Source organism: Thermus brockianus (genome assembly GCF_021462505.1).
GTDB lineage: Bacteria > Deinococcota > Deinococci > Deinococcales > Thermaceae > Thermus > Thermus hydrothermalis.
Genome location: NZ_JAKEDV010000001.1, coordinates 93,013 through 119,869, shown reverse-complemented (window position 1 = coordinate 119,869; position 26,857 = coordinate 93,013). Strand labels below are relative to the sequence as shown.

The 26,857-nt window shown below is 68.1% G+C and carries 32 protein-coding genes; 29 read left to right on the top strand and 3 right to left on the bottom strand.

What is annotated here, in order from left to right; translation table 11 throughout:
- Positions 1-42: 42 nt before the first annotated feature.
- The 28 genes from LXN00_RS00640 (at position 43) to LXN00_RS00505 (ending at position 22,733) form a co-directional block, all read left to right on the top strand.
- Positions 43-675, top strand: coding sequence for a helix-turn-helix domain-containing protein (locus LXN00_RS00640; protein WP_071677768.1), 633 nt, complete (start codon positions 43-45; stop codon positions 673-675).
- 94 nt (positions 676-769) lie between these two features.
- Positions 770-1,039: a hypothetical protein gene (locus tag LXN00_RS00635; RefSeq protein WP_054391867.1), complete on the top strand. Its 270-nt coding sequence runs from the start codon at positions 770-772 to the stop codon at positions 1,037-1,039.
- Positions 1,040-1,110: 71 nt separating this feature from the next.
- Positions 1,111-2,124 carry a phage protease gene (locus LXN00_RS00630; protein WP_234503245.1) on the top strand — a complete coding sequence of 338 codons (1,014 nt, stop codon included), beginning with the start codon at positions 1,111-1,113 and terminating at the stop codon, positions 2,122-2,124.
- Positions 2,124-2,507: a capsid cement protein gene (locus LXN00_RS00625; RefSeq protein ID WP_054391865.1), complete on the top strand. Its 384-nt coding sequence runs from the start codon at positions 2,124-2,126 to the stop codon at positions 2,505-2,507. The genes LXN00_RS00630 and LXN00_RS00625 overlap by 1 nt, the downstream gene beginning before the upstream one ends.
- Positions 2,508-3,416 (top strand): Mu-like prophage major head subunit gpT family protein, encoded by a 909-nt coding sequence (locus tag LXN00_RS00620; protein WP_234503242.1) that lies wholly within the window; start codon positions 2,508-2,510, stop codon positions 3,414-3,416.
- Entirely contained in the window at positions 3,413-3,850 is a 438-nt protein-coding gene (locus tag LXN00_RS00615; RefSeq protein WP_234503240.1) for a gp436 family protein, read from the top strand. The genes LXN00_RS00620 and LXN00_RS00615 overlap by 4 nt, the downstream gene beginning before the upstream one ends.
- Positions 3,850-4,347, top strand: coding sequence for a phage virion morphogenesis protein (locus LXN00_RS00610; RefSeq protein ID WP_071677764.1), 498 nt, complete (start codon positions 3,850-3,852; stop codon positions 4,345-4,347). Before LXN00_RS00615 ends, LXN00_RS00610 begins: the two co-directional genes overlap by 1 nt.
- Positions 4,344-4,835 carry a hypothetical protein gene (locus tag LXN00_RS00605; protein WP_234503238.1) on the top strand — a complete coding sequence of 164 codons (492 nt, stop codon included), beginning with the start codon at positions 4,344-4,346 and terminating at the stop codon, positions 4,833-4,835. Before LXN00_RS00610 ends, LXN00_RS00605 begins: the two co-directional genes overlap by 4 nt.
- A gap of 1 nt (position 4,836) precedes the next feature.
- Positions 4,837-5,040: a hypothetical protein gene (locus LXN00_RS00600; protein ID WP_054391861.1), complete on the top strand. Its 204-nt coding sequence runs from the start codon at positions 4,837-4,839 to the stop codon at positions 5,038-5,040.
- 14 nt (positions 5,041-5,054) lie between these two features.
- Positions 5,055-6,467 carry a DUF2586 family protein gene (locus tag LXN00_RS00595; RefSeq protein WP_234503236.1) on the top strand — a complete coding sequence of 471 codons (1,413 nt, stop codon included), beginning with the start codon at positions 5,055-5,057 and terminating at the stop codon, positions 6,465-6,467.
- 11 nt (positions 6,468-6,478) lie between these two features.
- Complete coding sequence (locus LXN00_RS00590) at positions 6,479-6,895, top strand: hypothetical protein (protein ID WP_234503234.1); 417 nt, start codon at positions 6,479-6,481, stop codon at positions 6,893-6,895.
- Between the two features lie 8 nt (positions 6,896-6,903).
- Positions 6,904-7,155 carry a hypothetical protein gene (locus LXN00_RS00585; RefSeq protein WP_124104457.1) on the top strand — a complete coding sequence of 84 codons (252 nt, stop codon included), beginning with the start codon at positions 6,904-6,906 and terminating at the stop codon, positions 7,153-7,155.
- 1,035 nt (positions 7,156-8,190) lie between these two features.
- On the top strand, positions 8,191-8,625 hold the full coding sequence (gene mraZ / locus LXN00_RS00580; protein ID WP_234503219.1) for a division/cell wall cluster transcriptional repressor MraZ: 435 nt from the start codon (positions 8,191-8,193) through the stop codon (positions 8,623-8,625).
- A 6-nt stretch (positions 8,626-8,631) separates the two neighbouring features.
- A complete protein-coding gene (gene rsmH / locus LXN00_RS00575) occupies positions 8,632-9,492 on the top strand; it encodes a 16S rRNA (cytosine(1402)-N(4))-methyltransferase RsmH (protein WP_234503218.1) in 861 nt (286 codons plus the stop codon).
- Positions 9,489-9,734: a hypothetical protein gene (locus LXN00_RS00570; protein ID WP_234503215.1), complete on the top strand. Its 246-nt coding sequence runs from the start codon at positions 9,489-9,491 to the stop codon at positions 9,732-9,734. The genes rsmH and LXN00_RS00570 overlap by 4 nt, the downstream gene beginning before the upstream one ends.
- A complete protein-coding gene (locus LXN00_RS00565; RefSeq protein WP_234504109.1) occupies positions 9,731-11,050 on the top strand; it encodes a peptidoglycan D,D-transpeptidase FtsI family protein in 1,320 nt (439 codons plus the stop codon). The genes LXN00_RS00570 and LXN00_RS00565 overlap by 4 nt, the downstream gene beginning before the upstream one ends.
- Entirely contained in the window at positions 11,034-12,344 is a 1,311-nt protein-coding gene (locus LXN00_RS00560) for a UDP-N-acetylmuramoyl-tripeptide--D-alanyl-D-alanine ligase (RefSeq protein ID WP_234503214.1), read from the top strand. Before LXN00_RS00565 ends, LXN00_RS00560 begins: the two co-directional genes overlap by 17 nt.
- Entirely contained in the window at positions 12,332-13,027 is a 696-nt protein-coding gene (locus LXN00_RS00555) for a hypothetical protein (protein ID WP_234503211.1), read from the top strand. Before LXN00_RS00560 ends, LXN00_RS00555 begins: the two co-directional genes overlap by 13 nt.
- Positions 13,018-13,875 (top strand): phospho-N-acetylmuramoyl-pentapeptide-transferase, encoded by an 858-nt coding sequence (locus LXN00_RS00550; RefSeq protein ID WP_234503208.1) that lies wholly within the window; start codon positions 13,018-13,020, stop codon positions 13,873-13,875. The genes LXN00_RS00555 and LXN00_RS00550 overlap by 10 nt, the downstream gene beginning before the upstream one ends.
- The gene (locus LXN00_RS00545) at positions 13,872-15,125 is read left to right on the top strand and encodes a Mur ligase family protein (protein WP_234503205.1); all 1,254 of its coding nucleotides are present in this window, start codon (positions 13,872-13,874) and stop codon (positions 15,123-15,125) included. The genes LXN00_RS00550 and LXN00_RS00545 overlap by 4 nt, the downstream gene beginning before the upstream one ends.
- Complete coding sequence (locus LXN00_RS00540) at positions 15,104-16,162, top strand: FtsW/RodA/SpoVE family cell cycle protein (protein ID WP_234503203.1); 1,059 nt, start codon at positions 15,104-15,106, stop codon at positions 16,160-16,162. Before LXN00_RS00545 ends, LXN00_RS00540 begins: the two co-directional genes overlap by 22 nt.
- Positions 16,150-17,169, top strand: a complete 1,020-nt coding sequence (locus LXN00_RS00535; RefSeq protein ID WP_234503200.1) for a UDP-N-acetylglucosamine--N-acetylmuramyl-(pentapeptide) pyrophosphoryl-undecaprenol N-acetylglucosamine transferase — start codon at positions 16,150-16,152, stop codon at positions 17,167-17,169. Before LXN00_RS00540 ends, LXN00_RS00535 begins: the two co-directional genes overlap by 13 nt.
- Positions 17,166-18,506, top strand: coding sequence for a UDP-N-acetylmuramate--L-alanine ligase (gene murC, locus LXN00_RS00530; protein ID WP_234503198.1), 1,341 nt, complete (start codon positions 17,166-17,168; stop codon positions 18,504-18,506). The genes LXN00_RS00535 and murC overlap by 4 nt, the downstream gene beginning before the upstream one ends.
- Complete coding sequence (locus tag LXN00_RS00525; protein WP_234503188.1) at positions 18,496-19,293, top strand: UDP-N-acetylmuramate dehydrogenase; 798 nt, start codon at positions 18,496-18,498, stop codon at positions 19,291-19,293. The genes murC and LXN00_RS00525 overlap by 11 nt, the downstream gene beginning before the upstream one ends.
- 33 nt (positions 19,294-19,326) lie before the next feature.
- Entirely contained in the window at positions 19,327-19,911 is a 585-nt protein-coding gene (locus tag LXN00_RS00520; protein ID WP_234503186.1) for an FtsQ-type POTRA domain-containing protein, read from the top strand.
- Positions 19,908-21,149, top strand: coding sequence for a cell division protein FtsA (ftsA, locus tag LXN00_RS00515; protein WP_234503184.1), 1,242 nt, complete (start codon positions 19,908-19,910; stop codon positions 21,147-21,149). The genes LXN00_RS00520 and ftsA overlap by 4 nt, the downstream gene beginning before the upstream one ends.
- Positions 21,150-21,175: 26 nt before the next feature.
- Positions 21,176-22,231 carry a cell division protein FtsZ gene (gene ftsZ / locus LXN00_RS00510; protein ID WP_234503182.1) on the top strand — a complete coding sequence of 352 codons (1,056 nt, stop codon included), beginning with the start codon at positions 21,176-21,178 and terminating at the stop codon, positions 22,229-22,231.
- Position 22,232: 1 nt separating this feature from the next.
- Positions 22,233-22,733 (top strand): crossover junction endodeoxyribonuclease RuvC, encoded by a 501-nt coding sequence (locus tag LXN00_RS00505; protein ID WP_234503172.1) that lies wholly within the window; start codon positions 22,233-22,235, stop codon positions 22,731-22,733.
- On the opposite strand, the gene LXN00_RS00500 is transcribed toward LXN00_RS00505, so the two are convergent.
- Genes LXN00_RS00500 through LXN00_RS00490 form a run of 3 tightly spaced genes read right to left on the bottom strand, consistent with a single transcriptional unit; the run spans position 22,730 to position 25,868 of the window.
- Positions 22,730-23,359 carry a response regulator transcription factor gene (locus tag LXN00_RS00500; protein WP_234503169.1) on the bottom strand — a complete coding sequence of 210 codons (630 nt, stop codon included), beginning with the start codon at positions 23,357-23,359 and terminating at the stop codon, positions 22,730-22,732. The two genes, LXN00_RS00505 and LXN00_RS00500, sit on opposite strands and share 4 nt — an antisense overlap.
- Positions 23,356-25,044: a sensor histidine kinase gene (locus LXN00_RS00495; RefSeq protein ID WP_234503167.1), complete on the bottom strand. Its 1,689-nt coding sequence runs from the start codon at positions 25,042-25,044 to the stop codon at positions 23,356-23,358. Before LXN00_RS00495 ends, LXN00_RS00500 begins: the two co-directional genes overlap by 4 nt.
- A complete protein-coding gene (locus tag LXN00_RS00490) occupies positions 25,041-25,868 on the bottom strand; it encodes a PhnD/SsuA/transferrin family substrate-binding protein (protein ID WP_234503165.1) in 828 nt (275 codons plus the stop codon). The genes LXN00_RS00495 and LXN00_RS00490 overlap by 4 nt, the downstream gene beginning before the upstream one ends.
- Positions 25,869-26,009: 141 nt before the next feature.
- On the opposite strand from LXN00_RS00490, the gene LXN00_RS00485 reads away from it, so the two are divergent.
- Complete coding sequence (locus LXN00_RS00485) at positions 26,010-26,849, top strand: 4Fe-4S dicluster domain-containing protein (protein ID WP_234503163.1); 840 nt, start codon at positions 26,010-26,012, stop codon at positions 26,847-26,849.
- Positions 26,850-26,857 lie beyond the last annotated feature (8 nt).

Sequence of the window (26,857 nt, the reverse complement as noted above, 5' to 3'; positions counted from 1 at the left end):
CGAAACAGCCAACTCGCAAAACTGAAAAAAGAGAAAGCGCGGTTGGAAGGCCCCTTCGCCGAGGAAATCCTGGCCGCCATGAAGCGCCTCGGCATGCGGCGCCTGGAAGAGTTCGCCGACGCCTTCGGTCTGGGTCGTACCACCGTCTACAACCTTGTCCTGGGCCGCAAAGTGGGGAATAAGTGGATCAAACCCTCCTTAGACACCGTGGTCCGCCTCTCCTTGGCCCTTAACATCCCCGTGGAAGACCTTATCGCCAAGCTTTACGAAGACGAGGTACCCACCCTAGGGCAACGGGAGGAGGTTCACGTCCCCGTGGTGGGCTACGTAGGCGGCGGCCCCTCCCAGCTGGAGGAGATTGAGGAGCGCACCGTCCCCGTGCGGGTCAAGGGGGACGCCCGGCACCTCGCGGCCTTCAAGGTGCGGGGCAACTCCATGTGCGCCGGGAAGCGCCCCATCTGCCACGGGGACGTCATCATCGTCAACACCGAGGACAAGGGCCACCCAGGGGCCATCGTGGTGGCCCGGCTGGAGAACGGGGAGTACGTGGTGAAGCTCCTCAAGAACGGGGCCCTCTACTCCACCAACCCCGAGGAGAACGGGCCTCCCGTCATTCCCCTGGACCAGGTGGCGGAGATCGTGGGCCGGGTGGTGGAGGTGCGGAGCAGGCTCTAGATTTGACACCCCCCCACCCCCTGGGTTAAACTGGGGCTAAGGTGGGAAACGTGCCCCCGGGGAAGCCCGGGGGCAAAACCTTTTGGAGGGAAAGATGCTCAAGGTCATCCGTATCGCCTACTTCGCCCTCGGGCTCGCGGTCCTGGTGGTGGAGGACCTCATGGACGGGGTCCCGGGCCTCCAGAAGAAGGAGGAGGCCATGAAGCGGGTCAAGGAGGTGGTGAACGCCATCCTCGGCTTCTGGCCCGCCTGGATCCCGGACCCCATCCTGGGCTGGGCCATTGACCAGATCGTGGCGCTCTTCAACCGGGACGGCACCTTTCGCAAGGGCGCGGACGCTCAGCCTCAAGGGGCCGGGGCCTAGCTGGCCCCTCTCCCCGGAGACCGCGAGGGCAGAGAACCGCGCCTACTGGGGGGTGGTGCTGAGGCGGCCCTATGACGAGTTTGACCGGCTTCCCCAAGAATACCGATACCTCCACCCCGACCTTTTCCGGCACGCTGCGCGCCGCCTTGGCCGAGGCGCCTGACCGCATCCCCCTCCACCCCTTCGGGGAGTTCGTGGGGAACGGGACGGTCTTCCTCTACGACGAGGAAAGCCTCCAGGCCGCCCTGGAGGACCTTAGGGCCCGGGGCGTGCCCTGGGTCCTGGACTTCCACCACCAGACGGTGCGGGTGGAGGAGGGCCAGGCCCAGGAGGCCCCCGCGGCGGGGTTCATCACCGGGCTGGTGGTGGGGGAGGACGGCTTCGTCTACGGCCTGGTGGACTGGTCGGAAACGGGCCGCGAGCGGGTGGCCAAGGGAGAGTACGCCTACGTCTCCCCGGTCTTCTACTACGACCCCACCCCGGACGAGATGGGCAGGCACCGGGTGCTGGGCTACCACTCCTTCGCCCTCACCAACAACCCCGGCATCCGGTTCCAAAAGCGCATCGAAGCGGAGGCGGACATGCTGGAAAAGCTCAGGCAGGCCCTAGGACTGGACCCGGAGGCCACCGAGGAGGCGGCCCTCCAGGCCCTGGAGGACCTCAAGCGAGAGGCCGCCGTGGGCCGGGTGGTCCTGGAGGTGGGGCTCGGGGCCGAGGACCCCACGGAGCTCAAGGCCAAGCTCCTGCGCCTCCTGGCCGCGCAGGACGCCCTGGAGGAGCTGGAGCGCACCCGGAAGGAGCTGGAAGCCATCAAGGTCCAGACCCGGGAGGAGAAGGCCCAGGCCCTGGTGCGTAAGGCCCTGGAGGAAGGGCGCATCCTCCCCCACCAGCGGGAGTTCTGGCTCGCCCAGGCCCGGGCCGACCTCGAGGCCGCCCGCAAGGCCCTGGAGGGGATGCCCCGGCTGGTGCCCGTGGAGCTGCCCAAGGCGGAGCGGAAGGCCTTGGAGGAGGACGAGCCTCTGCGCAGGCTCGCCCAGGTCTTCAGGGTTTCCGAGGAGGCCCTGAAGCGGTTTGGAGGTGAGTGATGTTTGACACCGAGCGCTGGGCGGACGAGTACCTCATCCCCCTCCCGGTGAAGGCGAACGCCGTCATCCGGCAGGGAGCCCTGGTGATGGTGAGCGGGGGCTACGCCGAGGAGGCGGCCCCCGGCACCGGGAAGATCGCCCTGGGGGTGGCCCAGGAGACGGTGGACAACACCGGGGGGACGGACGGCGCGAAGAAGGTCCTGGTGCGCCGGGGAGTGTTCCGCTTTGAGAACGACCCCGCCGACCCCGTGGGGCCCACGGAGCTCGGGCGGGACGTGTACGCCACCGGGCCCAACACCGTGGGCAAAACGGGCACGGGCCGCTCCAAGGCGGGCCGGGCCCTGAAGGTGGAACCGGACTACGTCTGGGTGGAGGTGTGGTAGATGATCCTGAACCGCGAGAACCTGAGCGCCCTCAGCCGGACCCTCAAGGCCCTGGTCTTTGAGGCCAAGGAGGGGTACACCCCCCTCTGGCCGAAGCTGGCCCTGGAGGTCCAGTCCAACGGCCGGGCCAACTACTACGCCTGGATGGAGAACATGCCCACCATGCGCCTCTGGGAGGGGGAGCGGCAGGTTCAGAACCTCACCGCCGAGACCTTCGCCATCACCAACGCCGACTGGGAGGCCACCTTCGCCGTGTCCCGCACGGACGTGGAAGACGACCAGATGGACCTCATCCGCATCACCGCCCTCCAGTACGCCCGGAGGTGGGCCGAGCACGACGACCTCCTCATCGCCGACCTCCTGCGCAAGGGGTTCCAGCAGAAGGGCTACGACGGCCGCCCCTTCTTCGGCTCCCACACGGTGGGGAAGCGGACCTTCCAGAACGCGAGCAATGCTCCCCTGACCCGGGAGGCCTTCCGTCAGGCCCTGAGCCAGATGAGGCAGCTCACCGACGCCCGAGGCTACCCCCTGGGCTTCTTCTTGCAAAAGCCCATCTACCTGGTGGTGGGCCCCGGGCTGGAGAGCACCGCCTACGAGATCGTGGGGGTGCCCACCCTGCCCTCGGGCGGGGCCAACCCCGACTACGGGAAGGCCGAGATCCTGGTCAGCCCCTGGCTGGTGGAGGAGTACGAGACCTACTGGTTCCTGGTGGATGGGAGCCAGGCCATCCGCCCCTTCGTCCTCCAGCGGCGGAGCCGCCCCGAGTGGGTGGCGAAGGACGACCCCGAGACCTCCGACGAGGTCTTCAAGCGCAACGTCTTCATCTACGGGGTCTACGAGCGTAAAGCGGCGGGCTACCTCTTCTGGCAGCTGGCCTACGGCTCCACCGGCACCGGCACCGGCGCATGATCACCCTCGAGGACCTCCGCCAAGCCCTCCCCCTAGACGCCCTCCTCTACCTGGTGGACGAGGAGGGGGCGGGGGTCCTCACGCCCGAGGGCCAGGCCCGGGCCGAAGCCGCCCTGAGGGAGGCCTGGGCCGAGGTGGAGAGCTACCTCGCCCAGCGCTACGCCCTCCCCCTCCCCTCCCTCCCCGAGGTGCTGAAGGCCAAGGCGGTGGACATCGCCGTCTACCGCCTCATGCTCCGCCGGGGCATCCGGCCCGGCACCGCCGACGAGGCCGCCCTCACCCGATACCGGGACGCCGTGGCCTTCCTTCGGGACGTGGCCGTGGGCAAGGCCTCCCTGCCCCTCCCCCCCACGGGGGAGCCCGCGAGGCCCAAGGGCGGGGCCGCCGTCCGGGGGAAGCGGGTCTTCTCCCGGGAGAGCCTGGAGGACTTCTGATGGGCGTGCGCCTCAAAGGGGACTGGCGGGAGCTAAACGAGGCCCTGAGAAAGCTCGGGCGGGGCGTCCCCCAGAAGGTCAAGGAGGCCATCGCCGAGGGGATCCTCGCCCGCACCCACCGCCGCTTTGAGGAGAGCCGGGCCCCGGACGGCTCCCCCTGGCCGCCCCTCTCCCCCGCCACCCTGGCGAAGGAGGTGCGGCCCAGGGACCGGCTCAAGCGGGGCGGGATCTCCGCCGCCGCCCAGAGGCGCGTGGCCCTGCGCAAGCCCCTGGTCGTCACGGCCCGCCTGAAGAACTCCATCTCCTGGAAGGTGGCGGGAAGCCGCATCTACGTGGGCACTAACCTGGAGTACGCCCGCATCCACCAATTCGGGGGCTACGCCGGGAGGGGGCGGAAGGTCTACATCCCCGCCCGCCCCTTCCTGGGCCTCACCGAGGAAGACCGCGAGGAGGCCAAGGCCCTCCTCCTGGAGTGGATGAAGGAGGCGACGCGGTGATCGCCCCGGTGCTGGAGTACCTCAAGGCCGCCTGCGCCCACGCGGGCCTTCCCCCCACCCGGGTCCTGGTGGGCCGGAGCCGGGAGGAGGCCTACCGGATGGCCCCCGCCGCCCTGGTCCAGCCCCTCTCCGGCGCCCTCAAGCGGGACGGGAGCCGGATAGTGGCCGGGCCCGTCAAGACCCGGCGCAGGCTCTATGGAGGCACCTTACGTATCCGCCTGGAGCTTTATGCCCGCTCCAGCGAGGAGCTGGACCAGCTCCTCGCTGGGGTTCTCCTCTATATGTGGGACACCCCCCTGCACGTGGGGGAGGACTATCACGCCAAGCTGAACGATATCGCCCTCTCCTATCTGGACGAGGAAGGCCTCCTGGTGGGGGAAAACGCCCTGGCCCTGGAAGTCCCCGTGGAGATTGCCCTCTACGAGGACACCGCCTGGGTGCCCGTCCGGGTGGAGGTGGAAGAGGCCGTCTTGGAAGAGGAGGTATAGCATGCCCAAGGAAACCAAAGAAGAGGTGAAGGAAGCGCAAGAGGAGCTCCCCACCATTGAAGAGCACGCCCAGGCCCTGGGGGTGCCCCCCTGGGCCTTCGCGGGGCTCAAGGTCTATGCCGGTTGGGCCGAGGGGACCCGGGTCTCCCGCGCCCAGTTTGAGAAGGCCCTGAAGGAGTTCCTCCAGGGGCCCACCCACAGGTAGGAGGTAGATAGAGGATGGCAAGGCTACCCGGCGTCTACCCAGAGATCCAAGACGGGGGCCTGGGCATCGTGGCCCCGAGCGGCGAGGGCCAGCGGGTGGTGGTGGGCGTCTCCAGCCAGGGGCCGGTGAACCAGGTCCTGGCCTTCAGCGACCTCGCCGCCGTCCCCGGCGTCCTGGGCACCGGCCCCCTGGCCCGGGCCGTGGCCGACCAGCTGGCCTACGGGGGCGGCCAGGTCTACGCGGTGCGGGCGCAAGCCGACATCGCGGGGAGCGTGGCCGCGGACAGCGGCAACCCCTCTTCCCCCGCCGTCACCATCACGGGAAGCCCCCTGGACGCCTACGAGATCGTGGTAAGGATAGCCAAGGGAGGGGCCCTGGGCACGGCCACCTTCACCTACAGCCTGGACGGCGGGGACACCACCAGCCAGGAGATCGCCACCGCCGCCACCTACACCCTGCCGGGGACGGGGCTCGCCTTGAACTTCGCCACCGGCACCTACGCCGCGGGGGCCACCTACCGCTTCCAGGCCACCGCCCCCCAGGCCAGCGTCTCTAGCGTCCAGGCCGCCGTCCGCGCCGCCCTCAACACCAACCTGCAGTACGAGTACATCCAGGTGGCCCAGCCCACCGGCCCCGCCATGTGGGCCGCCCTGGGCGCCCTGGCCGACGAGGCCGAGGCGAACTTCCGCTACATCTTCTTCCTCACCGAGACCCTGCCCCCGGGGAACGACCCCGACGCCTGGGTCAACGCCCGCTTGAGCGAGAAGGCGAGCTTCAGCCACAAACGGGTGATGATCGTGGCCGCCTGGGGGGAGGTGGTGGACACCCTCACGGGCAGGCTGGAAGTGCAGAGCCTCGCCTCCCGCGTGGGGGCCCGCATCTCCAGCCAGCGGGTCCACGTCTCCCCCGCCTGGGTCCAGCTCGGGCCCCTGAGCGGGGTGGTGCAGGTGGCCCCCTTCGTGGACACCCCCTTCGGCAAACAGAGCCTCTTCAACAACGCCCACGCCCTGGCCCTGGACCAGGCGGGCTTCACCACCGTCTACCGCCTCATCGGCCGGGACGGCTGGTTCCTCGTGGACGGCCGCACCGCCGCCGCCCCCACCAGCGACTACAAGCTGGTGCAGAACCGCCGGGTCATGGACAAGGCTACCTTCCAGGTGCGCCAGGCCCTCCTGGACTTCGTGCAGTGGCACGTGGACCCGACCGACCTCAAGGCCAGCCTGGCGAGCCTCCTGGCCCGGGCCAACACCCCCCTCCGCCTCATGCAGGCCGCCGGGGAGATCGCCCGGGGCCGCGTGGTGGCCCCTCCCGGCCAGGACATCCTGGCCTCCCAGACCCTTCGCCTCCAGATCCGCATCGTCCCTCTGGGCTACCTGCGGGAGATCGTCATGGACATCGGCTTTGAAAACCCCTTCCTGGTGGGGTGAGGAGGTGAAGCATGCCCATTAACGGCCGCTACTACGACTGGGAGCACATCAGCATCCAGGTGAAGGGCGTGCCCCTGGCGGACGTCCTCTCCATTGACTACGAGGACTCCGAGAAGGTCAACGCCATCTACGGCAAGGGCCGCACCCCCAGGGGCTACACCAAGGGCAACTGGGAGGCCTCGGGGAAGCTCACCCTCCTGCGGGAGGAGTACGATCGCCTCCGCGCCGCCGCCCCCAAGGGAAACGTCTACAAGCTTGACCCCTTTGACATCGTCATCTCCTACGACAAGGGCAACGGCACCGCCGTCACCGACACCCTGAAGGACTGCCTCTTCACCAAGCGCTCCTTCGGCGGGGTGGAGCAGGACACGGAGCGGATCACCGTGGAGCTGGAGTTCGTGGTGCTCGGGGAGATCCAGCACGGCTAGGAGGCTAGATGGAACGGGAAAAGCCCTTCTACACCTTCACCCACGGCGAGACCACCTTCGCCTTCCGCAGGCCCGACATCGCCCAGGTGGACCGCTTCACCAGCCGCATGGCCCGGGCGCCCTTGAGCGCCGCCCTGGACTTCACCCGCGAGCTCGCCCTGGACCAGGAGGCCTGGGCCCGCGCCACCGCGGAGAAGCCCGGCCTCGCCCTCACCGCCGCCAACGGCATCCTGGAGGCCTTGGGTTTCCAGGCCGGTTAGCGGAGCTGGAGCGTGACCCTCCACCCCTCGCCCAGCTTTCCGCCCTCATCCGCTACTGGCTCCACCGGGAACCTCCAGAGGATCCGGAGGCCTTCCTAGAACTCGCGCGGCAAGCCCTCTGGCTGGAAAGGCGCTACCTCCGCGCCAAGCCCCCCGGGTGAAACCCGGGGGGCGGGCGTCTTCAAGCGCAGAAGCCTATGGGCGCCCTCGAGGGTAGTAGACAAGATGAGTTTTTCATTAGCATACTCTAAAGAACTCTTTAGCAGTAGGGCTGGCACAGCGTCACGCTGTGCCAGCTATGCAAAGAATGCATAATGCGATAACGAAGGCTTTTGTGCCTCACTCGGACGCTGTGCCACGCCGTGCCACGCTGTGCCGCACCCCCCCTTTCACGCCGTGCCACGCTGTGCCAACTATACAAATGACTGCATAACAGCATTTTTCGGCTTCTGTAGCCGCCTGCCTCCTCTCATCAAGTATGCGCCGTCCCTTATCAACTAGGCTCACATCAAGGGGTGTTTTTGCCTTCCCCAAGGCCTGCTTTTAGTGTCCTGAAAGCGTGAGCGATTTGCCCCAAAAGCATGACTCACCTAAGTCAAAGATTGCCCCGGTCAGCGGCTCCAGGTCAACAAAAATCAACCTGGCACAGCGTCCTTTTCCGATGGGCATCGCACTGACCCGCATTACTGTCCTGAAAGCGTGATCGGCCGCCCTCCGCCAAACCGCCGCCTTTTTTCGGGAGCCCGCCGCCTTTTTTCGCCTTCTTTATCGCCTTCCTTCGCCTTCCTTCGCCTTTAGTCGGGCCCGCCCCAACTAACAACAAGCGCGCTCCATTACAACAAGCGCGCTCCATTACATTCGGCTCGGGGGTTTTTTCTTGGGCGAGGTGGGATACAGGTGGGTGATAAGTGGGAGGTGGTGGAAAACTGTGGGACTTCCGTGGTATACTGCCGCCAGCAAAGCCTTCCATGGGCACGGTGGCCACATCCCCCGGCACCTTGGGCCTAAGCCCCGGAAGGTGGGAGCAGGTGGGAGATGCCCTTCGGCGAGTACCAGTACAGCCTGGACGACAAAGGGCGGGTGGTAATCCCCGGCCCTTTTCGCGATTTCCTCGAGGACGGCCTGGTGCTCACCCGGGGCATGGAGGGCTGCCTCTACGTATTCCCCTCCGACCGCTGGCGCAAGATTGAGGAGCAGCTGGTCAACCTGCCCCTCACCGACAAGGAGGCCCGGGCTTTCGTGCGCTTCTTCTACTCGGGCGCCCACAAAACCCGCATGGACAACGCCTCCCGGGTCCTCATCCCTCCCCCCTTGCGCCAGTTCGCCGGGCTTACGGAAGGGGGCGAGGTGGTCATCGCCGGTGCGCCGGGAAGGCTGGAGATCTGGAGCCTGGAGCGCTGGTGGAAGGCCATTGAGGAGATCCTGCACAACCCGCCGGCCCCCGAGGCCCTGCGGGGACTTATTGGCTAGGGATTTATGGAGGGCATTACCGCGCACGTTCCCGTGATGTACCAAGAGGCCTTGGACCTCCTGGCGGTGAAACCAGGAGAGGTCTACGTGGACGCCACCCTGGGCGGGGCGGGCCACACCCGGGGAATCCTGGAACGGGGGGGGCTGGTCATCGGCCTGGACCAGGACCCCGAGGCCGTGGCCCGGGCGGAAGCCTTGGGGCTTTCGGGGCTGAGGGTGTTCCAGAAGAACTTCCGCCACCTGGAGGAGATCCTGAAAGAAGCCGGCGTGGGCCAAGTGGCGGGCATCCTGGCGGACCTGGGGGTTTCCAGCTTCCACCTGGAAGACCCGAAGCGGGGCTTTAGCTACCACAAGGAAGGGCCCCTGGACATGCGCATGGGGCTGGAAGGCCCCACGGCCATGGAGGTGGTGAACACCTTCCCCTTGGAGGAGCTTTACCGCATCCTGCGGGACCTAGGGGAAGAGAAGCAGGCCTACCGCATCGCCAAGGCCATCGTGGAGGCGAGGAAGAAGGCCCCCATCCGCACCACCACCCAGCTGGCGGAGGTGGTGCAAAGGGCCGTGGGCTTCCGCAAGGCGGGACACCCCGCCCGCAAGACCTTCCAAGCCCTGCGCATCTACGTGAACGACGAGCTTGGGGCCTTGGAAGACTTCCTCCACCAGGCCAAGAAGGCGCTAAAGCCCGGGGGCAGGCTGGTGGTCATCACCTTCCACTCCCTGGAAGACCGCTTGGTCAAGCGCTTCCTAAGGGAAAGCGGCCTCAAGGTGCTCACCAAAAAACCCCTCACCCCAAGCCCTGAGGAGGTGGCCCAGAACCCGCGGGCGAGGAGCGCCAAGCTGCGGGCAGGGGAAAAGGAGGCGGCATGAGGGCGGCGGTGCGCTTTGGCCTCCTTTACCTCCTCGCCCTCCTCCTCCTCTTTGCCCTGGGCCACCACAACCAAGCCACCCAGAAGGAGCTCGCCAAGATGCAGAAAAGGCTCGCCGAGCTCCAGGCGGAAGAGGAAGCCCTGCTCCAAGAAGCCTGGCGGGCAAGCCGCCCCTTGCGGGTCCTGGAGTGGGCCAAGAAGGAGGGGTTCATCCCCATGAGCCAAGGGAGGTGGGCGCCGTGACCACCGGGGTAAGCCGGGTACCTTTGGTCTTCGCCGGGCTTTTCCTTTGGTTTCTCCTCTTCGCCCTAGGGGTGTACACCCTCCTCGCCCACCCGCCCCGCCTGGCCCCTCCCCCGCCCTCCCCGCCCCCGCCTCGAGGGGCCCTGTACGCCCAAGACGGCACTCCCTTGGCCCTCACCCTCCAGGCAGGCCGCACCTACCCCCTAGGGGAAAGCGCAAGCCAACTCCTGGGCTTCGGCGAGCGGGGCTCGGGGAGAGGCCTGGAAGGGCTTGAGCGGGACCTGAACAGAGCCCTAACCGAAGGGCGCTCCTTCACCCTCACCCTAGACCCTTGGGTCCAGGCCATGGCGGAGCAGGCGCTTTGGCAGGGCCTGGCGAAGAGCCGAGGAAGCTTCGCCACCGCCCTCGTGCTAGACCGGGAAGGGCAGCTTCTCGCCGTGGCCAACGGCCCCGCCTTTGACCCCCTGGCCCCGCGCAAGGACCCGGAAAAGGACCTCTCTTGGCGCAACCACGCCTTCCTGGTGCCCTTGGAACCCGGGTCCACCATGAAGGCCCTCACCGCCGCCATGCTCCTGGAGGAAGGGGCGGCAAGCCTCACCACCCGGGTGGAGGCCCCCATGTACCGGGTGGTGGAGGGGTGGACCATCCGGGACGTGGTTCCCCACCCCCCCGTCCTCACCTTGGCGGAGGTGCTGAAGTACTCCTCCAACGTGGGCATTAGCCTGCTGGCCGAGGCCTTGCCCAAGGAGCTTTTCTTCCGGTACATGGAGCGCCTCCACCTCACCGACCCCGAACTCCTCCCCGGGATCCGGGTGGCCGCTCCCCTGGTCACGCCCCCCAGGGAGTGGAGCCGGGCCGCCTACGCCAACCACACCTTCGGCCAGGGCTTCCTAGTAACCCCTCTGCACCTGGCCGCAGCCTTCGGGACCCTGGTGGACGGGGTCTACCGCCCGCCCATCCTCCTCGCCGGAAGCCAGCGCCAGGGGGAAAGGGTGTTCTCCCCGGCCACGGCCAAGGCCGTGCGCCAGGCCCTTACGGATGGCCTTGCTCCCCGGGCCCACCTCCCGGGATACCGCCTGGCCGGCAAGACGGGCACCGCCCAGGTGGTGGTGAACGGGCGGTACTCCCGCGAGGTCTTCACCGCCTGGTTCGCGGGCTTCGTCCCCGGGGACGAACCCCTTTACACCGTGGTGGTGGCCGTGCACCACCCCAAGGGCGAGGTCCATGGGAGCCAGGTGGCGGCCCCCATCTTCCGGGAGATCGCTAGCCATCTCTTGGCCTACCGGGGCATCGCCCCCTATGCTGAGGAGCGGTGAGGGTATTGTGTATCTTGCTCATGTTAGGGAAGTGACGCCGGAGTGGGTGGCGGAGGCCGCCGGGGGGCGGCTCCACCCGGGGGGAGGGCCGGTGCGGGACCTCCACTGGGACAGCCGGGAGGTGACGCCCCAAAGCCTCTTCGTGGCCCTCCCCGGAACCCGGACCCACGGGCGCGCCTTCATCCCCGAAGCCCGGGCCAAGGGGGCAAGCCTCGTCCTGGCGGACACCCCCGGCGAGGCCACGGTGGAGGTGGAAGACCCTGGCCAAGGGCTTCTCCGCCTGGGGAACGCCCTGAGGCGGCTTTTCCCAGGGGTGGTGGTGGCGGTGGGCGGGAGTTCGGGCAAGACCACCACCAAGGAGGCCCTGGCCCAGGGCTTAGGGTTTCCCGCCCCCTTCGGCAACCAGAACACCGCCCCGCCTCTAGCCCGCTTCTTTTTCCACCTAGACCCCAAGGCGGAGGGAGCCGTGGTGGAGCTCGGGGTGGACCGGGTGGGGGAGATGGCGGAGCTCATGGCCCTGGCCGAGCCCACCCTTTCCGTCCTCACCGCCCTGGGGGAGGAACACCTTCTAGCCTTCGGGAGCCTGGAAGGCGTGGTGGCGGAAGAGGCCCAGCTCCTAAAGGCTCCCCAGGCCCTGGTGAGCCTCCAGGCCAAGGAGGTGCTCCTGGCCTTCCGCCGTTATAAGGGGGAGCCCACCTACGGCTTCGGGGAGGCCACCTTCTCCGGCGAAAGCCTGGAGCTTTTGGCCGGGAAGACCCGCTTCCGCTACCGCCACCTCCGGGTGGAGGTTCCCTATCCTGGCCTCGGCCCCGCCTTGGGGGCCCTGGCCGCCTTGGCGGTGGCGGAGCTCTTGGGGAAGGACCTGGAAGGGGTGGCGGAAAGGCTTGCCGCCTTGTGCCTGCCCCCAGGGCGCATGGAGCGGAGGGTCCTGGGAGGCGTGGTTTTCCTCAACGATGCCTACAACGCCAACCCCCTTTCCGTAAAGGCGGGGCTCGCCTGGCTCGCCGCCCAGCCTGGCCGGAAGTGGGTGGTCCTGGGGGAGATGCGGGAGCTTGGGAGCTTGGCGGAGCGCCTCCACCTCGAGGTGGCGGAGGAAGCGGCCAGGCTGGGGCTAAGGCCCCTCTACCTGGGCCCCCACGCCAAGGCCCAGGCCGCCCTTGGGGGCGAGGCGGCGGAAACGTTGGAGGAAGCCCTGGCCTGGCTCAAAGCCCGCGTGGCCCCGGGGGACCTCGTCTACCTGAAGGCCTCGAGGGCCGTGGGCTTGGAAAGGATCCTGGAGCTATGGGACGCCTAAGCCCCCTTCTCCTTCTCCTCGCCGCCTGCGCCCCCTTGCAGGCCGCCGCCCCCACGCTCCCCTACCCCGGGGGCTTCGCCCGTGGGGGCTTGGTGGAGGGCCGCTTCCAGGCCATCCTCCCCGGCCCACCCCTCTTCCTGGACGCAAGCGAAGAGGCCCTTTACGCCGCCTACCCCTACCAACTCTTGGTCCTCAAGGGAGGCGCTCTGGAAAGCCTTCCCCTCCCCGGCGTCCCCCGCTTCCTCCGCGCCCGCCCGAGGCCCGTGGTGGGCCTCGAGGGGGCGGTCTGGGTGGAAGGGAACCTCCTTCCCTACCCAGCCCAGGACGCCTTCCTCAGCGAGGAGGGGCTTTTCTGGGTGGGAAGGGAAGGGCTTTACCGGGAAAGGACCCTCCTCCAAAGGGGAGCCTACAGCCAGGTGGTGGCCTGGGAGGGGGCCGTGGCCCTGGGGAAGGAGGCCTTCTTCTACCCCGAGGGGAAGACCCTCCCCCTTCCCGCCCCGGCCCTAAAGGCCCAAGCGGGGGCCTGCGGGGTGGTGGCCCTTTTGGGGAAGGCGGTCTACCTGGTGCGCCCAGAAGGGGCGAAGCCCTTGGCCGAGGCCACGGACTTCGCCGCCTTTGGGGAAAGGGTCTACCTGGTGCCCGGGGAACGCATCCTCTCCTGTAAGGAGGTGGTATGGCCTTAGCCCTTCTCCTCTCCTGGCTCTTCACCGGCATCTGGATCACCTTCATGCGGGGCCTGGGGCTAGGCAAACGCGTGCGCCAGGACGGCCCCCAGTCCCACCTGGCCAAGGAAGGGACCCCCAGCATGGGGGGTGTGGCCTTCCTCCTCGCCGCCTTCCTGGCCTACTGGGCCTTGGGCAAGGACCCCTTCCTGGGGCTTTGGCTCTTGGGGCTAGGCTTCGCCCTCCTCGGGCTTTTGGACGACCTGGGCAACAGCCTCGCCCGCCCGCTCAAGGCCCGGGAAAAGCTCTTCTTCCAAGGGCTCATGGCCCTGGTCTTCGCCCTCTACGCCGCAAGGCAGGTGGCCTACACCCCTTGGCCCATCCTGGACGTCCTCCTCATCTTCCTGGCCGTGGTAGGGGCTGCCAACGCGTTCAACTTCACGGATGGCCTGGACGGGCTTCTCGCCAGCGTCACCGCCATCCTCCTCCTGCCCTTTTACCCTTACCCCTTCGCCCAAACCCTTCTGGGGAGCCTCCTCGGCTTCCTCTGGCACAACGCCCCCAAGGCGAAGGTCTTCATGGGGGATACGGGAAGCCAGGCCCTGGGGGCCATGGTGGCGGGGCTTTTCGCCCTAACGGGGCACCTTTGGCTCCTGCCCCTCGCCGCCATCGTTCCCGTGCTGGAGGTGCTTTCCGTGGTGGCCCAGGTGGCCTACTTCCGCCGCACGGGAAGGAGGCTTTTCCGCATGAGCCCCTTGCACCACCACTTTGAGCTTTTGGGCTGGGAAGAGGCCAAGATCGTCTTCCGCTTCGCCATCCTCACCGCCTTGGCCACGGCCCTGGCCTTTGGGCTTGGAGGTGGGGCGTGATCCTGGTCTTTGGGCTTGGCCGAAGCGGGCTTGGGGTCCTGCGCTTCTTGAAGGCGCGGGGCCTTCCCGCCCGCTTCTACGACGACCGCCCCAAGGAGGCAGAGGTGGAAACCGCCTTGGCCCTGGGGTTTTCCCCCGACTTCGGCCTGAAGGGCCGCTACGCCCAGGTGGTGGCCGCCCCCGGGGTACCCCTGGACCACCCCCACCTAAAGCGGTTACGGGAGGAAGGGGCCGAGGTGATGGGCGAGGCGGAGCTCGCCTACCGCCTAAGCCCCACCCCCATCGTGGGCATCACGGGCACCGCCGGGAAGACCTCCACCACCCTCTTCACCGCCCACCTCCTTAGGGGGCAAGGGCTAAGGGCCCTGGAGGGGGGCAACGTGGACCCCCCCCTGGTGAGCGTGGTGGACGAGGCGGAGGTGGCGGTGGCGGAGCTTTCCAGTTTCCAACTGGAACGGGTTTCCACCTTCCGCCCCCGGGTGGCGGTCCTCCTTAACCTGGGCGTGGACCACCTGGACCGGCACGGGAGCCTCGAGGCCTACCACGCCGCCAAGCTCAACCTCCTCAAGAACCTCACCCAAGAGGACGCCCTGGTCTACAACGCCCAAGACCCCAAGGTGCGGCAGGCGGCGGAGAAAAGCCCTGCCCGCCTCTACCCCTTTGACCCGGCGGAAGACCCCCGGGAGAGCAACCTAAGGGCGGCCCTGGCCGCCACCCGGGCCTACCTGGACCTCCTTGGAAAGCTCCTAGACGAAAAGGCCCTGGGGGAAAGCCTCCGCACCCTGCCCCACGCCCCCCACCGCTTCCAGACCTTTGCCCGGAAGGGCAAGGTGGTCTTTATTGACGACTCCATCGCCACCCGTACCCCCTCTGTGGCCGCCGCCCTCAGGGCCGCCCCCGCCCCCATCGCCTGGATTCTGGGCGGGGAGGACAAGGGCGCGGACCTCGGCCCCCTAAAGCCCCTCCTCTCCCGGGTGCGGGTCATCCTGGCCCTGGGCCGGGATGGCCCGCAGATGGCCCAAGCCCTGGGCGGCGGCACGGAGGTGGTGGTCATCGGGGAAAAGGACGGGTATAAGGCCATGCGGCAGGCCGTGGCCGAGGCCCTGGCCCGGCTGGAGGAAGGGAGCGTCCTCCTCGCCCCCTTAGCCGCCAGCTTTGACCAGTTCAAGGACTACAAGGACCGCGCCCAGGCTTTCCGGGAGGCGGTCTTCGCCCTGGGAGGTGAGCCGTGGACCCCGTCTTCCTCCTAAGCGGCCTTCTCCTCATGGCCTTTGGCCTTTTGGGCGTGGGGGTGGCGGAGCCCGACCTCCTCCAAGGCCACCTCCTGCGGGTGGGCTTAGCGCTCGCCGCCATGCTCCTTGGGCTCCTCTTACCCCCGGAAAGGCTTCTCCGCCACGCCCTTTTGCTCCTCGCCCTCACCCTAGGGCTTCTCCTTCTGGTCCTCTTCCTGGGGGATGGGCCTGGGGGGGTAAGGCGCTGGTTCTACCTGGGCCCCGTGGCCTTCCAGCCCTCGGAGCTGGCCAAGGTGGCCTTGGTGTTTTACCTCGCCTCCTTCGTGGGGCGGAAGGGGAGCGATACCCCCATCCTGGGGGCCGCCATCCTCTCGGGGGCTACCGCGGGCTTGGTTCTGGTGGAACCGGACTTCGCCACCGCCCTCTTCCTCGTCACCCTGGCCGCCCTACTCTTCATCCTGGCGGGGGTGCCCTGGCGGAGGCTTTTCATGGTGGGGCTCGCCGGGCTCCTCACCGTGGCCCCCTTTTCCGGCTACTACCTGAACCGCTTCCGGTATGTTTCCGAGCGCTTCACGAACTTCCTGGACTACCTGCAAGGGGAAGCTCACCCCGCCCACACGGCCTACCAGGTCCTGCAGGCGCAAAAGGCCATCCTCTTGGCGGGGCCCTTGGGGCAGGGCCCCGGGGGGAGGCTGCCCCACCTTCCCGAGGCCCACAACGATATGGTCTTCGCCAGCGTGGTCTTCGCCACGGGGTGGCTTGGGGGGTTGGTGGTCCTCTTCCTCTACCTCCTCCTTTTCCTGCGGGGGATTGCCCTGGCCCTCGCCCTAAAAGGGCCCCTAAGCCTCCTCGCCTTGGGCCTCACCCTCTACCTCACCCTGCAAGCGGCCATCAACATCGGGGTTACCGTGGGCTTTCTGCCCGTGACGGGGGTACCCCTGCCCTTCGTGTCCTATGGGGGGAGCTCCCTCCTCGTTTCCGGTTTCGCCCTAGGGGTGCTCCTGCGCCTGGCCAAAGAGGCCAAGGGAAAGGGGGTGGAAGCGTGGTCCTCCTGACCGGGGGCGGCACGGGGGGGCACCTCTTCCCCGCCTTGGCCTTGGCGGAGGAGCTCAGGAGGCGGGGGCATGCCGTCTTCTACCTGGGAAGCGAGGAGGGCCTCGAGGCCCGCCTCCTCCCGCAAACCTCCATCCCCCACGCCCTCATCCCCGCGGGGAAACTGGACCGGAGCGCCCTGAGGCCCAAGGAAGGCCTGAAGCTCTTCCTTGGGCTTTGGGCCGCCCGGCAGGTCCTCAAGGCGCACCCCCCCAAGGCCGTCCTCTCCACCGGGGGGTACGCCGGCTTCCCTGGGGCCTTCCTGGCGGGGCTCAAGGGCATTCCCCTCCTCCTCCATGAGCAGAACGCCAAGCTGGGCCTGGCCATAAGGGCCCTTTCCCCCTGGGCCAAGGGCCTCGCCCTAAGCGTCCCCACGGGCCTTCCCCCTTGGCTCGCCAAGAAGGCCCGGGTCCTCGGCTACCCCGTGCGGGAGGTGCGCTACCCCCAAGGGGAAGCCAAGGCCCGCCTGGGCTTTGACCCCAAAAAGCCCCTCCTCCTCGTCCTGGGGGGGAGCCAGGGGAGCCTGGAGCTAAACGAGAAGCTTCCCCCCCTCCTAAAACCCTTGGGCCTCCCCGTGCTCCACCAGGTGGGGGAGCGGTGGGTGGAGCGCTACCGCTTCCTGGAGGCCCAGGACTACCGCATCGCCGGCTTCGTGGATACCCCTTTGGCCATGAGCGCCGCCGACCTCCTCCTCTCCCGGGCGGGGGCGGGCACCTTGGCGGAGGCCGCCTTCCACCGCCTGCCCGCCCTCCTCTTCCCCCTTCCCCCAAGCCTGGACGGGGGGGCGCAGGCGGCCAACGCCCGGGCCTACCAGAAGGCGGGGGCGGCGGAGCTTGGGGATTACGGAAGGCTGGCCCACCAGGTGATGGGCGTCCTGGAAAGGCGGGAAGCCTACCAAGGGGGCATGGCCCGCCTCTCCCCCGAAGGGGCGGCGGGCCGCATCGCGGACTGGCTGGAGGCGTTCTTATGAAACGGGCACACGTCATGGGCATTGAAGGGGTGGGAATGAGCGCCCTAGCCCGGCTCCTCCGGGCGGAAGGGGTGGAGGTCACGGGGTGCGACCTGGCCCCGGGGAAGCGCGCCCTTGCCCTCGGGGTTCCCGTCTACCCGGGCCACGACCCCGCCCACCTGGGGGCGGAGGACACCCTCATCGTCCCCACCCCCATCCCCCTGGACCACCCGGAGGTCCTCGAGGCGAGGCGGCGGGGGATGCGCGTTCTCAGGCGGATGGAGCTCCTCGCCCACCTCCTTGCGCAAAAACCCTCTCTGGGCGTCACGGGCACCCACGGCAAGACCACCACCACGGGGATGCTGGCGAGCATCCTGCTGGAGGCTGGGCTAGACCCCTGGGTGCTCCTTGGCGGGGAGCTTTCCCTCCTTCCCGAGAACGCCCGCTTCGGCCTGGGCCCGCGGCTCGCCGAGGTGGACGAGTCGGACCCCCTCTTCCAGGAGGTGCGGGTAGGCATAGCGGTGGCCACCAACCTGGAGAAGGAGCACGTGGCCCCCGAGGGGAAGAAGGCCCCCAACTACCACGAGAGCCTCGAGGCCCTCCTCTCGGCCATGGCGGGCTTCCTGAGAAAGGCGGAGGTGGCCGTCCTCCCCGTCCATGACCCCCTCCTGGCGGCAGCAGCCCATGGCCTCACTCCCCTCCGCTTTGGCGAAGGGGGGGACCTGTGGGCGGAAGGGGTGGCGCTTTCCCCCACGGGAAGCCGGTTCCGCCTGGTCCACCGGGGAAAGGCCCTGGGGGAAGCGGAGCTCAAGGTGCCCGGGGCCCACAACGTGAAAAACGCCCTGGCCGCCGCCTTGGCCGCCTTGGCCTTGGGCGTGCCCGAAGGGGCCATCCTCCGGGGCCTCGCCCGCTTCCCCGGAGTGGGCCGGCGGTTTGAGCGCCTGGGGGAGGTGCGGGGAGCCTTGGTGGTGGACGACTACGCCCACCACCCCACGGAGGTGCGGGCCACCCTAAACGCCGCCAAGCTTCTGGGCCGCCGGGTGCGGGTCCTCTTCCAGCCCCACCGCCTCTTCCGCACCCTGGAGCTTTGGGAGGAGTTCGCCAGGGCCCTCGAGGCGGCGGAGGAAGTGGTGGTCCTCCCCGTCTACACCGCAGGGGAAAGGGGCGAGGTCTCCCCCGAAGCCCTCTCCCAAAGGATCGCCGAACGCCTTGCCGCTTCGGGCAAGGAAGCCCGTTTCCTCCCTCCGGAGGAGGCCCTGGCCTACGCCAAGGCCACGGCAAGGCCTGAGGACCTCTGGCTTGCCCTAGGGGCGGGGGACGTTACCGAACTTGCCCGGAGGCTCGTCCGTGAAGGTTGAGCGGGTGCTCCTAAGGGACTACACCACCCTGGGCGTGGGGGGGCCGGCGGAGCTTTGGACGGTGGAAACCCGGGAAGACCTCAAGCGGGCCACCGAGGCCCCCTACCGCATCCTGGGCAACGGCTCCAACCTCCTGGTGATGGACGAGGGGGTGCCGGAAAGGGTGATCCGCCTAGCCGGCGAGTTCCAGGCCTACGACCTAAGGGGATGGGTGGGGGCGGGCGCGCTCCTCCCCCTCCTCGTCCAGGAGGCAGCCCGGGCCGGGCTTTCGGGGCTAGAGGGGCTTCTCGGCATCCCCGCCCAGGTGGGAGGGGCGGTGAAGATGAACGCCGGCACCCGCTTCGGCGAGATGGCGGACGCCCTGGAGGTGGTGGAGATCTTCCACGACGGGGCCTTCCACCTCTACCGGCCGGAGGAGCTCGGCTTCGGCTACCGGCAAAGCCGCCTGCCCCCTGGGGGCATCGTGACCCGGGTGCGCCTCAGGCTCAAGGAGCGGCCCGTGGAGGAAATCCTCAAGCGCATGGCCGAGGTGGACGCCGCCCGCAAAGGGCAGCCCAAGCGGAGGAGCGCGGGGTGCGCCTTCAAGAACCCTCCAGGCCAGTCGGCGGGGCGGCTCATTGACCAAAGGGGCCTTAAGGGCCTACGGGTGGGGGACGCCATGGTATCCCTGGAACACGGCAACTTCATCGTCAACCTGGGACAGGCCACGGCCAAGGACGTGCTGGCGCTTGTGCAACGCATCCAGGAAGAGCTTCCCCTGGAGCTGGAGTGGGAGGTGTGGCCTTGAAGGCTAAGCCTTGCGTAAGGCCAAGGGGGTAAGATGAAGCTAGTGCGCGCCCTCTTCCTCCTCCTTCTCCTCGGCACCCTCCACGTGGGAAGCCTGGTCCTATTCCCGGTGGAGGAGGTGGAGGTGGTGGGCTTACGCCACCTCGAGGAAAAAGCCGTTTTGGCCAAGGCCCGCCTCCACCCGGGAGACCCCTGGCTTTGGGTCCTCCCCTCCCGCCTCTCCCCTCTCCTCCAGGACCCCTGGGTGGCGGAGGCCCGCCTGGAGAAGCCCAAACCCGGGGTGGTGCGCCTTTTCCTGCGGGAGCGGGAACCCTTCCTCCCCCTGGCAGGGGGCGCCGCCTTAGCCACGGACGGCACCCTCCTCCCGGGCGGGGCCCCGTACGCCCCGGGGCCTCGGGTGGAGGGAAAGGGTCCCTTGCCCACCCAAAGCCTCTTGGCCCTGGCCCGGGCTTACCCGAAGGCCAAGCGCATCCGCTATACCCCGGCAGGCTTTTACGTGGAGCTTCCTGGCACCACCCTCTTTGCCGCAAGCGCTGAACTTCTGCTAGAGTATGCGCAAGCGACCTGGCCCCAGGGCCACGTGTACCTGTATTCTTGGGGGGTGAGTTTACGCCCATGATTATCGCAGGATTGGACGTCGGCACCAGCAAGGTTACCACCGTCATCGGGGAGCTCGCCCCCGATGGCGTCCTGGACATTATCGGCGAGGGCACCGCCCCTTCCCAGGGCATGCGGCGGGGCGTGGTGGTGAACCTGGAGCGCACCACGGAGGCCATCCGCCAAAGCGTCCACCAGGCGGAGCGGGTGGCCGGGGTACGGGTGGAACGGGTGGTCCTCTCCGTGGGAGGGCCCCACCTAAGGAGCGTCACCAGCCACGGCCTGGCCGCCATCCGCCGCGGGCAGAGCATCACGGAGGCGGACGTGGAGCGGGCCGTGGAGCAGGCCAAGGCCTACCCCTTTGACGCCGAGCAGGAACTCCTCCACGCCCTGCCCCTGGAGTTCAAGGTGGACGGGCAGGAGGGGATCCGGGACCCCGTGGGCATGGCGGGGGTGCGCCTCGAGGTGGACGTCCACCTGATCGCCGCCGGGCGGGGGCCTTTGGCCAACCTCCGCCGGGCGGTGGAGGCGGCGGGGCTAGAGGTGGAAGCCCTGGTGGCCCAGCCCCTGGCGAGCGGCCTGGGCGTCCTAGGCCCCGACGAGGAGCACATGACCGTCCTCCTCTTGGACGTGGGCGGGGGGACCACGGACGTGGCCGTCTTCCGGGAAGGTAGGCTCGCCCACTCCGCCGTCTTGCCCCTCGGGGGGGACCACGTGAGCCAGGACATCGCCCAGCTCCTCAAGATCCCCTTTGAGGAGGCGGAGAGGGTCAAGCGCAAGTACGGGGCGGCGCTTCCGGAGCTCGCCGACCCCGAGCTCGTCTTGGAGATTAACCAGGAAGGGGGCTCCTTGGGCGAGGTGCCGGCGCCGGAGCTTGCCCGCATCATCCGGCCCAGGCTCCGGGAAATCCTCCACCTGGCCCGCCAGTCCGTGGACGAAGCCATAGGGCCTTTGGAGATCAAGGTGAACCGCGTGGTCCTCACGGGGGGCACCGCCCTTCTCCGGGGGTTTGACCTTTTGGCCCGGCAACAGTACAGCCTCCCCGTGCGCCTGGGCAAACCCCAGGGCGTCTCCGGCCTCACCGACGTGGTGGCCACCCCCGCCCACGCCACCGCCGTGGGCCTGGTCCGCCACGGAGCCACCTTGCCCGTGCGCATGGCGGAGCCCAAACGCCCGCAGAAAAAGGAAAAACGGCAAGAAACCGGCAAATCCGAGGGCCTCTGGGCCCGCATCAAGGAAATTCTCAACAATCTATTTTGAATCGCAATTTGGGAGAGGAGGCAGAGATGGAGGGAGCGGTCATCAAGGTCATCGGGCTCGGGGGGGCGGGGAACAACGCCGTGAACCGCATGATTGAGGCAGGGCTTCAGGGGGTGGAGTTCATCGCCGCCAACACCGACGCCCAGGTCCTGGCCAAGAGCCTGGCGGACGTGCGCATCCAGCTTGGGGAGAAGCTCACCCGGGGCCTGGGGGCGGGGGCCAACCCCGAGATTGGGGAAAAGGCGGCCCAGGAGGCGGAGGACCTCATCGCCGAGGCTTTGGAAGGGGCGGACCTGGTCTTCATCACCGCCGGGATGGGGGGCGGCACCGGCACGGGAAGCGCCCCCGTGGTGGCCGAGATCGCCAAGCGCCTAGGCGCCCTCACCGTGGGCGTGGTCACCCGCCCCTTTAGCTTTGAGGGCCCCAAGCGGCAAAAGGCGGCGGAAGAGGGCATCCGGCGCCTCAAGGAACGGGTGGACGCCATGGTGGTGGTGCAAAACGACCGCCTCCTCTCCGCCGTGGACAAGAAGATGACCCTGAAGGACGCCTTCCTCATCGCCGACCGGGTCCTCTACCACGGCGTCAAGGGCATCACCGACGTCATCAACCTGCCCGGCCTCATCAACGTGGACTTCGCCGACGTCAAGGCGCTCCTGGAAGGGGCCGGCCAGGTCCTCATGGGCATCGGCGCCGGCCGCGGGGAAAACCGGGTGGAGGAGGCGGCCAAAACCGCCACCCACAGCCCCCTGCTGGAACGCTCCATTGAAGGGGCGAGGAGGCTCCTCCTCAACGTGGTGGGCTCGGAGGAGCTTTCCCTCATGGAGGCGGCGGAGGTGGTGGAGAGGATCCGCGAGGCCACGGGCAACGAGGACGTGGACATCCTCTACGGCGTCACCTACGACGACCGTGCCCAGGACGAGCTTAGGGTCATCCTCATCGCCGCGGGCTTCGGGGAAAGCACCGTGGTGCCCAAGCCCATCCGCCCCGTGGACTTCCCCACCCACGCCGACCCCTACAACTTTGACATCCCCGCCTTCATCCGCTACGGGGACGGGGACTATCCGCCCAAGCGGGGCAACTGACGTGGTGGTGGCGGGCATTGACCCGGGGATCACCCACCTGGGCCTTGGCGTGGTGGCCGTGGAGGAAAGGGGAGCCCTCAAGGCCCATCTCCTCCACGGGGAGGTGGTGAAGACCTCCCACAAGGAAAAGGCGGAGGCGCGGGTGGGCCGGATCCACGCCCGGGTCAAAGAAGCCCTTCTCCGCTTCCAGCCCGAGGCCTTGGCGGTGGAGGAGCAGTTTTTCTACCGGCAAAACGAGCTCGCCTACAAGGTGGGCTGGGCCTTGGGGGCGGTGTTGGTGGCGGCCTTTGAGGCCGGGGTGCCCGTCTACGCCTACGGGCCCATGCAGGTGAAGCAGGCCCTGGCCGGGCACGGCCACGCCGCCAAGGAGGAGGTGGCCTTGATGGTGCGGGGGATTTTGGGCCTCAAGGAACCCCCAAGCCCAAGCCACCTGGCGGACGCCTTAGCCATCGCCCTCACCCACGCTTTCTACGCCCGGCTCAAGGCCGCCAAGCCCCTTTAGCCCGAAAGCCAGCCCCGGCGCACGGCGTAGCGCAAGAGGTCGCTCCGGGTTTTGAGGCCGAGCTTTTCCATGCCCCGCTCCCGGTAGGTGGCCACGGTCTTCTCCGAGATGGCCAAGCGCTCGGCCACCTCCTTGTGGGAAAGGCCTTGGGCGAGAAGGCGCAAGACCTCCTCCTCTCTGGGGGAGAGGCCCTCTTCCTTCACCTCTCCCTGGACCATCTCCATGGCAAGGCGCATGGCGAGGCTCGGATTTAGGTACCGCTCCCCCCGGGCCACGGCCAAGACGGCGTCCAAAAGCTCGTGGTCCACCGCCGCCTTGCTCACGTACCCCTCGCCCCCCGCCTGCAAAAAGCCCCGCACGTACTCGGGGTCCTCGTGCATGGAAAGGGCGAGGAGGCGCAGGCGGGGAAAACGGGCCTTAAGGGTTCGGCAGAGGTCAATGCCGGTGCAGTCGGGTAGGGAAACGTCCAGGATGGCGAGGTCGGCCTCGAGGCCCTCCAAAAGGGCCAAAGCCTCCCGGCCACTTCCCGCCTCCCCCACCACCCGGATGGGCCCCCGGGCTTCCAGAAGATGGCGGATGCCCGAGCGCACCAGGATGTGGTCCTCCACCAAAACCACCCGGATCACGCCACCACCTCTAAAGGAAGCCTAACCTGGACCCGGATGCCCTCGCCAGGGGCGCTTTCCAAGAAAAACCTTCCCCCCAAAAGCTCCACCCGCTCCCGCATCCCCAAAAGGCCCTGGTGCCCGGGGCCCACCGCCTTGGGGTCAAAGCCCCGGCCCTCGTCCTCCACGAAAACCCGCACCTCCCCTTCCGCCTCCAAGACCCCCACCGCCGCCCGGGGGCTTCCCGAGTGCCGGGCCACGTTGGTGAGGGCCTCCTGCACCACCCGGTAGACCACGGTTTCCAGCTCCTTGGACAAGGGCCGGCGGAGGTGGAAGGAAAGGTCCACCTCAATCCCCGTGCGGTCGGCGAACTCCCGCACATACCGCACCAAGGCGGCTTCCAAACCCAGGTGGTCCAGCACGGAAGGCCTAAGGTCCAGGGCCAGGCGCCGCACCTCGGCCAGGGTATAGCGGGCCAGCTCCTTGAGCGCCTGGGCCGCGTCCCCCGGAAGGCCTTCCAGGCCCAGGATCAGACCGGTGAGGGCCTGGCCCACCTCATCGTGGAGTTCCCGGGCGATGCGCGCCCTTTCTTCCTCCTGGGCCCGAAGCCAGGCCTTCAAAAGTTCTGCCCGCTGCCTCTCCTTTTCCTCCAGGAGGCTGTAAAGCCGGGCGTTCTCCAAGGCGGTGGCCAAGGGGCCGGAAAGGGCTTTCAGGAAGCCCACAAGCCACGCCTCCTCCACCTTGGGTTTTCCGTAGAGGACCAGGGCCCCTCGAGGGGGCACCGGCACCCCCACCCCCCCTTGGGCCACCACCACCCGCCCCTCCCGCAAGGCTTCCTCCGCCAACCCCTTCACACCCCCCAAGGGGCAAGCGGCTTGGCAGGCGCGGCAGTGGACGACCCGCCCCTCCACCCACAGGTCGCCGCAGGTAAAGCCGAGTTCCCGCACCAACAGGGAAAGCACCCGCTCCGCCAGCTCTTCCAGCCTCAGGGCCTGGCTTTCCGCCAGGAGGCGGTTTAGGAGGGTGAGTTCCCGCTCCCGCCTTTCCACCTCCTCCCCCATGCGGTTGAGGGCCCGACCCAAGGCACCGAGCTCGTTCCTGGGCTCCGGAAACGCCACCTTCCCCCCTTTCCCCAGGAGGGCAACCCGCTCCGCCATCCCCTTGAGGGGTTCCAGGACCCGCTCCAGGAGAAGGTAGCCGAGCCCCACCCCAAGCCCCACGGCCCAAAGCAAGCCAAAAGCCCCGGTGCGCAGGACCTGGGCCAGTTCCTCCCTTAAGGGGTCCTGGGCCAGGGCCAAGCGCACCACCCCCGCCGCCCCCCCATACACCGGGGCCTCCCCCTGGTACACCAGCCTTCCCCCTAACCGCAGGGTCCTCTCGCCCCCCAAAGCCAGAAGGGCTTCCGGCACCCCCTCGGCGAAGGTATGGGCCAGGACCTCCCCCTTCGGGGAGAGGACGTAGGCGTAGGCGAACCCCGGATAGCGTTCCTTGGCGGCCCCCAGCTTCTCCCACACCGCCAAGCGGTCCTGGAGCAGGAGGTCATCGGTGAGCAGGGTGGCGAGGTCCCAGGCGGCCGAGCGGGTTTGCTGCCACAAGGCCCGTTCCCCCTCGGCGTAGAGAAAGGCACCCCCGCCCAAAAGCAAGGCCCCGCCCGTGGCGGTCGCCGCCAGGAGGACGGTGAGAAGAAGCTGGGTCCCAAGCCTCACGGCAACACCTCCCGCGCCCTCCGGTAGACGACCCGGTAAGGAGCGTCTTCCGACCGGCGGAACCCCTTTAGGCCCAAGGCCCTTAGGGCCTTTGCGTTTTCCGGTTTTTTCACCAGGGCAAGGAGCGCCTGCATGAGCCTTTCCTTTTCGGGAAGACTTTTGCGTGCCACCACGGGCGGAGGGGGGTCGGCGGGACCCCTAGCCAGGACCCTAAGCCCCTTCACGCCCAACGTGGCGTAGACCACCCCATCCACCGCCGCCCCTTCCGCCAACCCCTCCCGCACAGCCCCAAGGGCCCGGTCGTGGCTGTAGGTGAAGAAGGCTTGGGCAAAGAAGCCCTCCCCTAAATCCCTGGCCAAAAGGCGAGGCCAGGCATGGCCGGTGTTGGATAGGGAGTCCGTGAAGGCAAAGGGGCGCCCCTTTAGCTCAGCCAGGCTTTGGTAAGGAGCGTCCTCCCGCACCACGATGAGGCTCTGGTAAGGCACCGCCGTATCCGATGCCAAAAGCACCTCTAAAAACCCCTCCTCCACCCCAAGCCCCGCCGCCAGGGTGCAAAGGAAGCCCAGGTCCGCCTCTCCCTGGCGCAAGGTCTCCAAGACCTCCCAGTAGGTGCGGCGCCCAAACACCTCCACCCGCTCGCCCAAAAGGGCCTCGAGGCCCTGCAAGAACTCCCGGTATGGCCCCGCCTCCACGGGGGAACGCATCCCCGCCACCACGATGCGCACCCCACCCCTTTCCGCCTCCTTGGCGTAGGGAGGCCCGAGGGCCACCTCGGGTGGCCTGGCGCAGGCGGCAAGGAGAAGGAGGGCCAGGAGCTTTCGCATCTACCCCAGGATAGGTAAGGCCAAGGGGTATAGATGTCCCAGGCCCTGTCGGGAGGTTTTCCGACAGCCCCGTCCGCCACCCTACCGCTACCCGTCGCCCTACCGGGGTCCTAGTTTGGGAGGCGAAAGGAGGTGGGGCAGATGGAAAAAGAACCCCTCACCAGCGCGGAGGACCGCCGGCGCTTTCTCGCCAAAATGGCAAGCGCCATCTTCGCCTCCATGGTGGCCCCGGGCCTGGCCCAGGGCGTGCCCCAGGCGGCCCCGCCCGAGGACGGGGCGGCGGAGGACGTGCTTTTGCGCATGCAGAAAGACCTGGAGCGGGCGCTCAAAAACCCCAACCGCAAGTGGGGCATGGTCATTGACCTCAGGAAGTGCGTGGGCTGCCACGCTTGCACCGTGAGCTGCATGGCGGAAAACCGCCTGCCCCCGGGCGTGGTCTACCGCCCGGTAAGCGAGGAGGAGGTGGGCACCTACCCCAACGTCACCTACCGCTTCGTTCCCCGGCCCTGCATGCAGTGCGACGAGCCCCCGTGCGTGCCCGCCTGCCCCTACGACGCCACCTGGAAGCGCAAAGACGGCATCGTGGAGATTGACTACGAGCTCTGCGTGGGTTGCGAGAAGTGCGTGCCCGCCTGCCCCTACAACTCCCGCCACAAGGACGACGGCTACTTCTGGACGGAAAACACCCCGGGCCAAGGCAAGATGCCCTACGAAACCCTTCCCGTTTACGAGTGGGGCAAAAAGGTGGACCGGGAAGACGAGGCGGGCCCCATGGACAAGGTGCGCAAGTGCCACTTCTGCCTGCACCGCATTGAACAGGGGCTCTTGCCCCAGTGCGTGGTGACCTGCATCGGCCGGGCCACCTACTTCGGCGACCTGGAAGACCCCAACTCCCTGGTGGCCGAACTGGTTAAGAAGCCCAACGTCATGCGCCTCAAGGAAGAGGCGGGGACCAAGCCCCGGGTCTACTACCTGGTGTAGGAGGTGCC

Coding starts and splice junctions, on each gene's coding strand:
- LXN00_RS00635 (WP_054391867.1), top strand. CDS start 770: ATGCTCAAGGTCATCCGTATCGCCTACTTCGCCCTCGGGCTCGCGGTC.
- LXN00_RS00630 (WP_234503245.1), top strand. CDS start 1,111: ATGACGAGTTTGACCGGCTTCCCCAAGAATACCGATACCTCCACCCCG.
- LXN00_RS00625 (WP_054391865.1), top strand. CDS start 2,124: ATGTTTGACACCGAGCGCTGGGCGGACGAGTACCTCATCCCCCTCCCG.
- LXN00_RS00620 (WP_234503242.1), top strand. CDS start 2,508: ATGATCCTGAACCGCGAGAACCTGAGCGCCCTCAGCCGGACCCTCAAG.
- LXN00_RS00615 (WP_234503240.1), top strand. CDS start 3,413: ATGATCACCCTCGAGGACCTCCGCCAAGCCCTCCCCCTAGACGCCCTC.
- LXN00_RS00610 (WP_071677764.1), top strand. CDS start 3,850: ATGGGCGTGCGCCTCAAAGGGGACTGGCGGGAGCTAAACGAGGCCCTG.
- LXN00_RS00600 (WP_054391861.1), top strand. CDS start 4,837: ATGCCCAAGGAAACCAAAGAAGAGGTGAAGGAAGCGCAAGAGGAGCTC.
- LXN00_RS00595 (WP_234503236.1), top strand. CDS start 5,055: ATGGCAAGGCTACCCGGCGTCTACCCAGAGATCCAAGACGGGGGCCTG.
- LXN00_RS00590 (WP_234503234.1), top strand. CDS start 6,479: ATGCCCATTAACGGCCGCTACTACGACTGGGAGCACATCAGCATCCAG.
- LXN00_RS00585 (WP_124104457.1), top strand. CDS start 6,904: ATGGAACGGGAAAAGCCCTTCTACACCTTCACCCACGGCGAGACCACC.
- mraZ (WP_234503219.1), top strand. CDS start 8,191: ATGCCCTTCGGCGAGTACCAGTACAGCCTGGACGACAAAGGGCGGGTG.
- rsmH (WP_234503218.1), top strand. CDS start 8,632: ATGGAGGGCATTACCGCGCACGTTCCCGTGATGTACCAAGAGGCCTTG.
- LXN00_RS00570 (WP_234503215.1), top strand. CDS start 9,489: ATGAGGGCGGCGGTGCGCTTTGGCCTCCTTTACCTCCTCGCCCTCCTC.
- LXN00_RS00560 (WP_234503214.1), top strand. CDS start 11,034: ATGCTGAGGAGCGGTGAGGGTATTGTGTATCTTGCTCATGTTAGGGAA.
- LXN00_RS00555 (WP_234503211.1), top strand. CDS start 12,332: ATGGGACGCCTAAGCCCCCTTCTCCTTCTCCTCGCCGCCTGCGCCCCC.
- LXN00_RS00550 (WP_234503208.1), top strand. CDS start 13,018: ATGGCCTTAGCCCTTCTCCTCTCCTGGCTCTTCACCGGCATCTGGATC.
- murC (WP_234503198.1), top strand. CDS start 17,166: ATGAAACGGGCACACGTCATGGGCATTGAAGGGGTGGGAATGAGCGCC.
- LXN00_RS00520 (WP_234503186.1), top strand. CDS start 19,327: ATGAAGCTAGTGCGCGCCCTCTTCCTCCTCCTTCTCCTCGGCACCCTC.
- ftsA (WP_234503184.1), top strand. CDS start 19,908: ATGATTATCGCAGGATTGGACGTCGGCACCAGCAAGGTTACCACCGTC.
- ftsZ (WP_234503182.1), top strand. CDS start 21,176: ATGGAGGGAGCGGTCATCAAGGTCATCGGGCTCGGGGGGGCGGGGAAC.
- LXN00_RS00490 (WP_234503165.1), bottom strand. CDS start 25,868: ATGCGAAAGCTCCTGGCCCTCCTTCTCCTTGCCGCCTGCGCCAGGCCA.
- LXN00_RS00485 (WP_234503163.1), top strand. CDS start 26,010: ATGGAAAAAGAACCCCTCACCAGCGCGGAGGACCGCCGGCGCTTTCTC.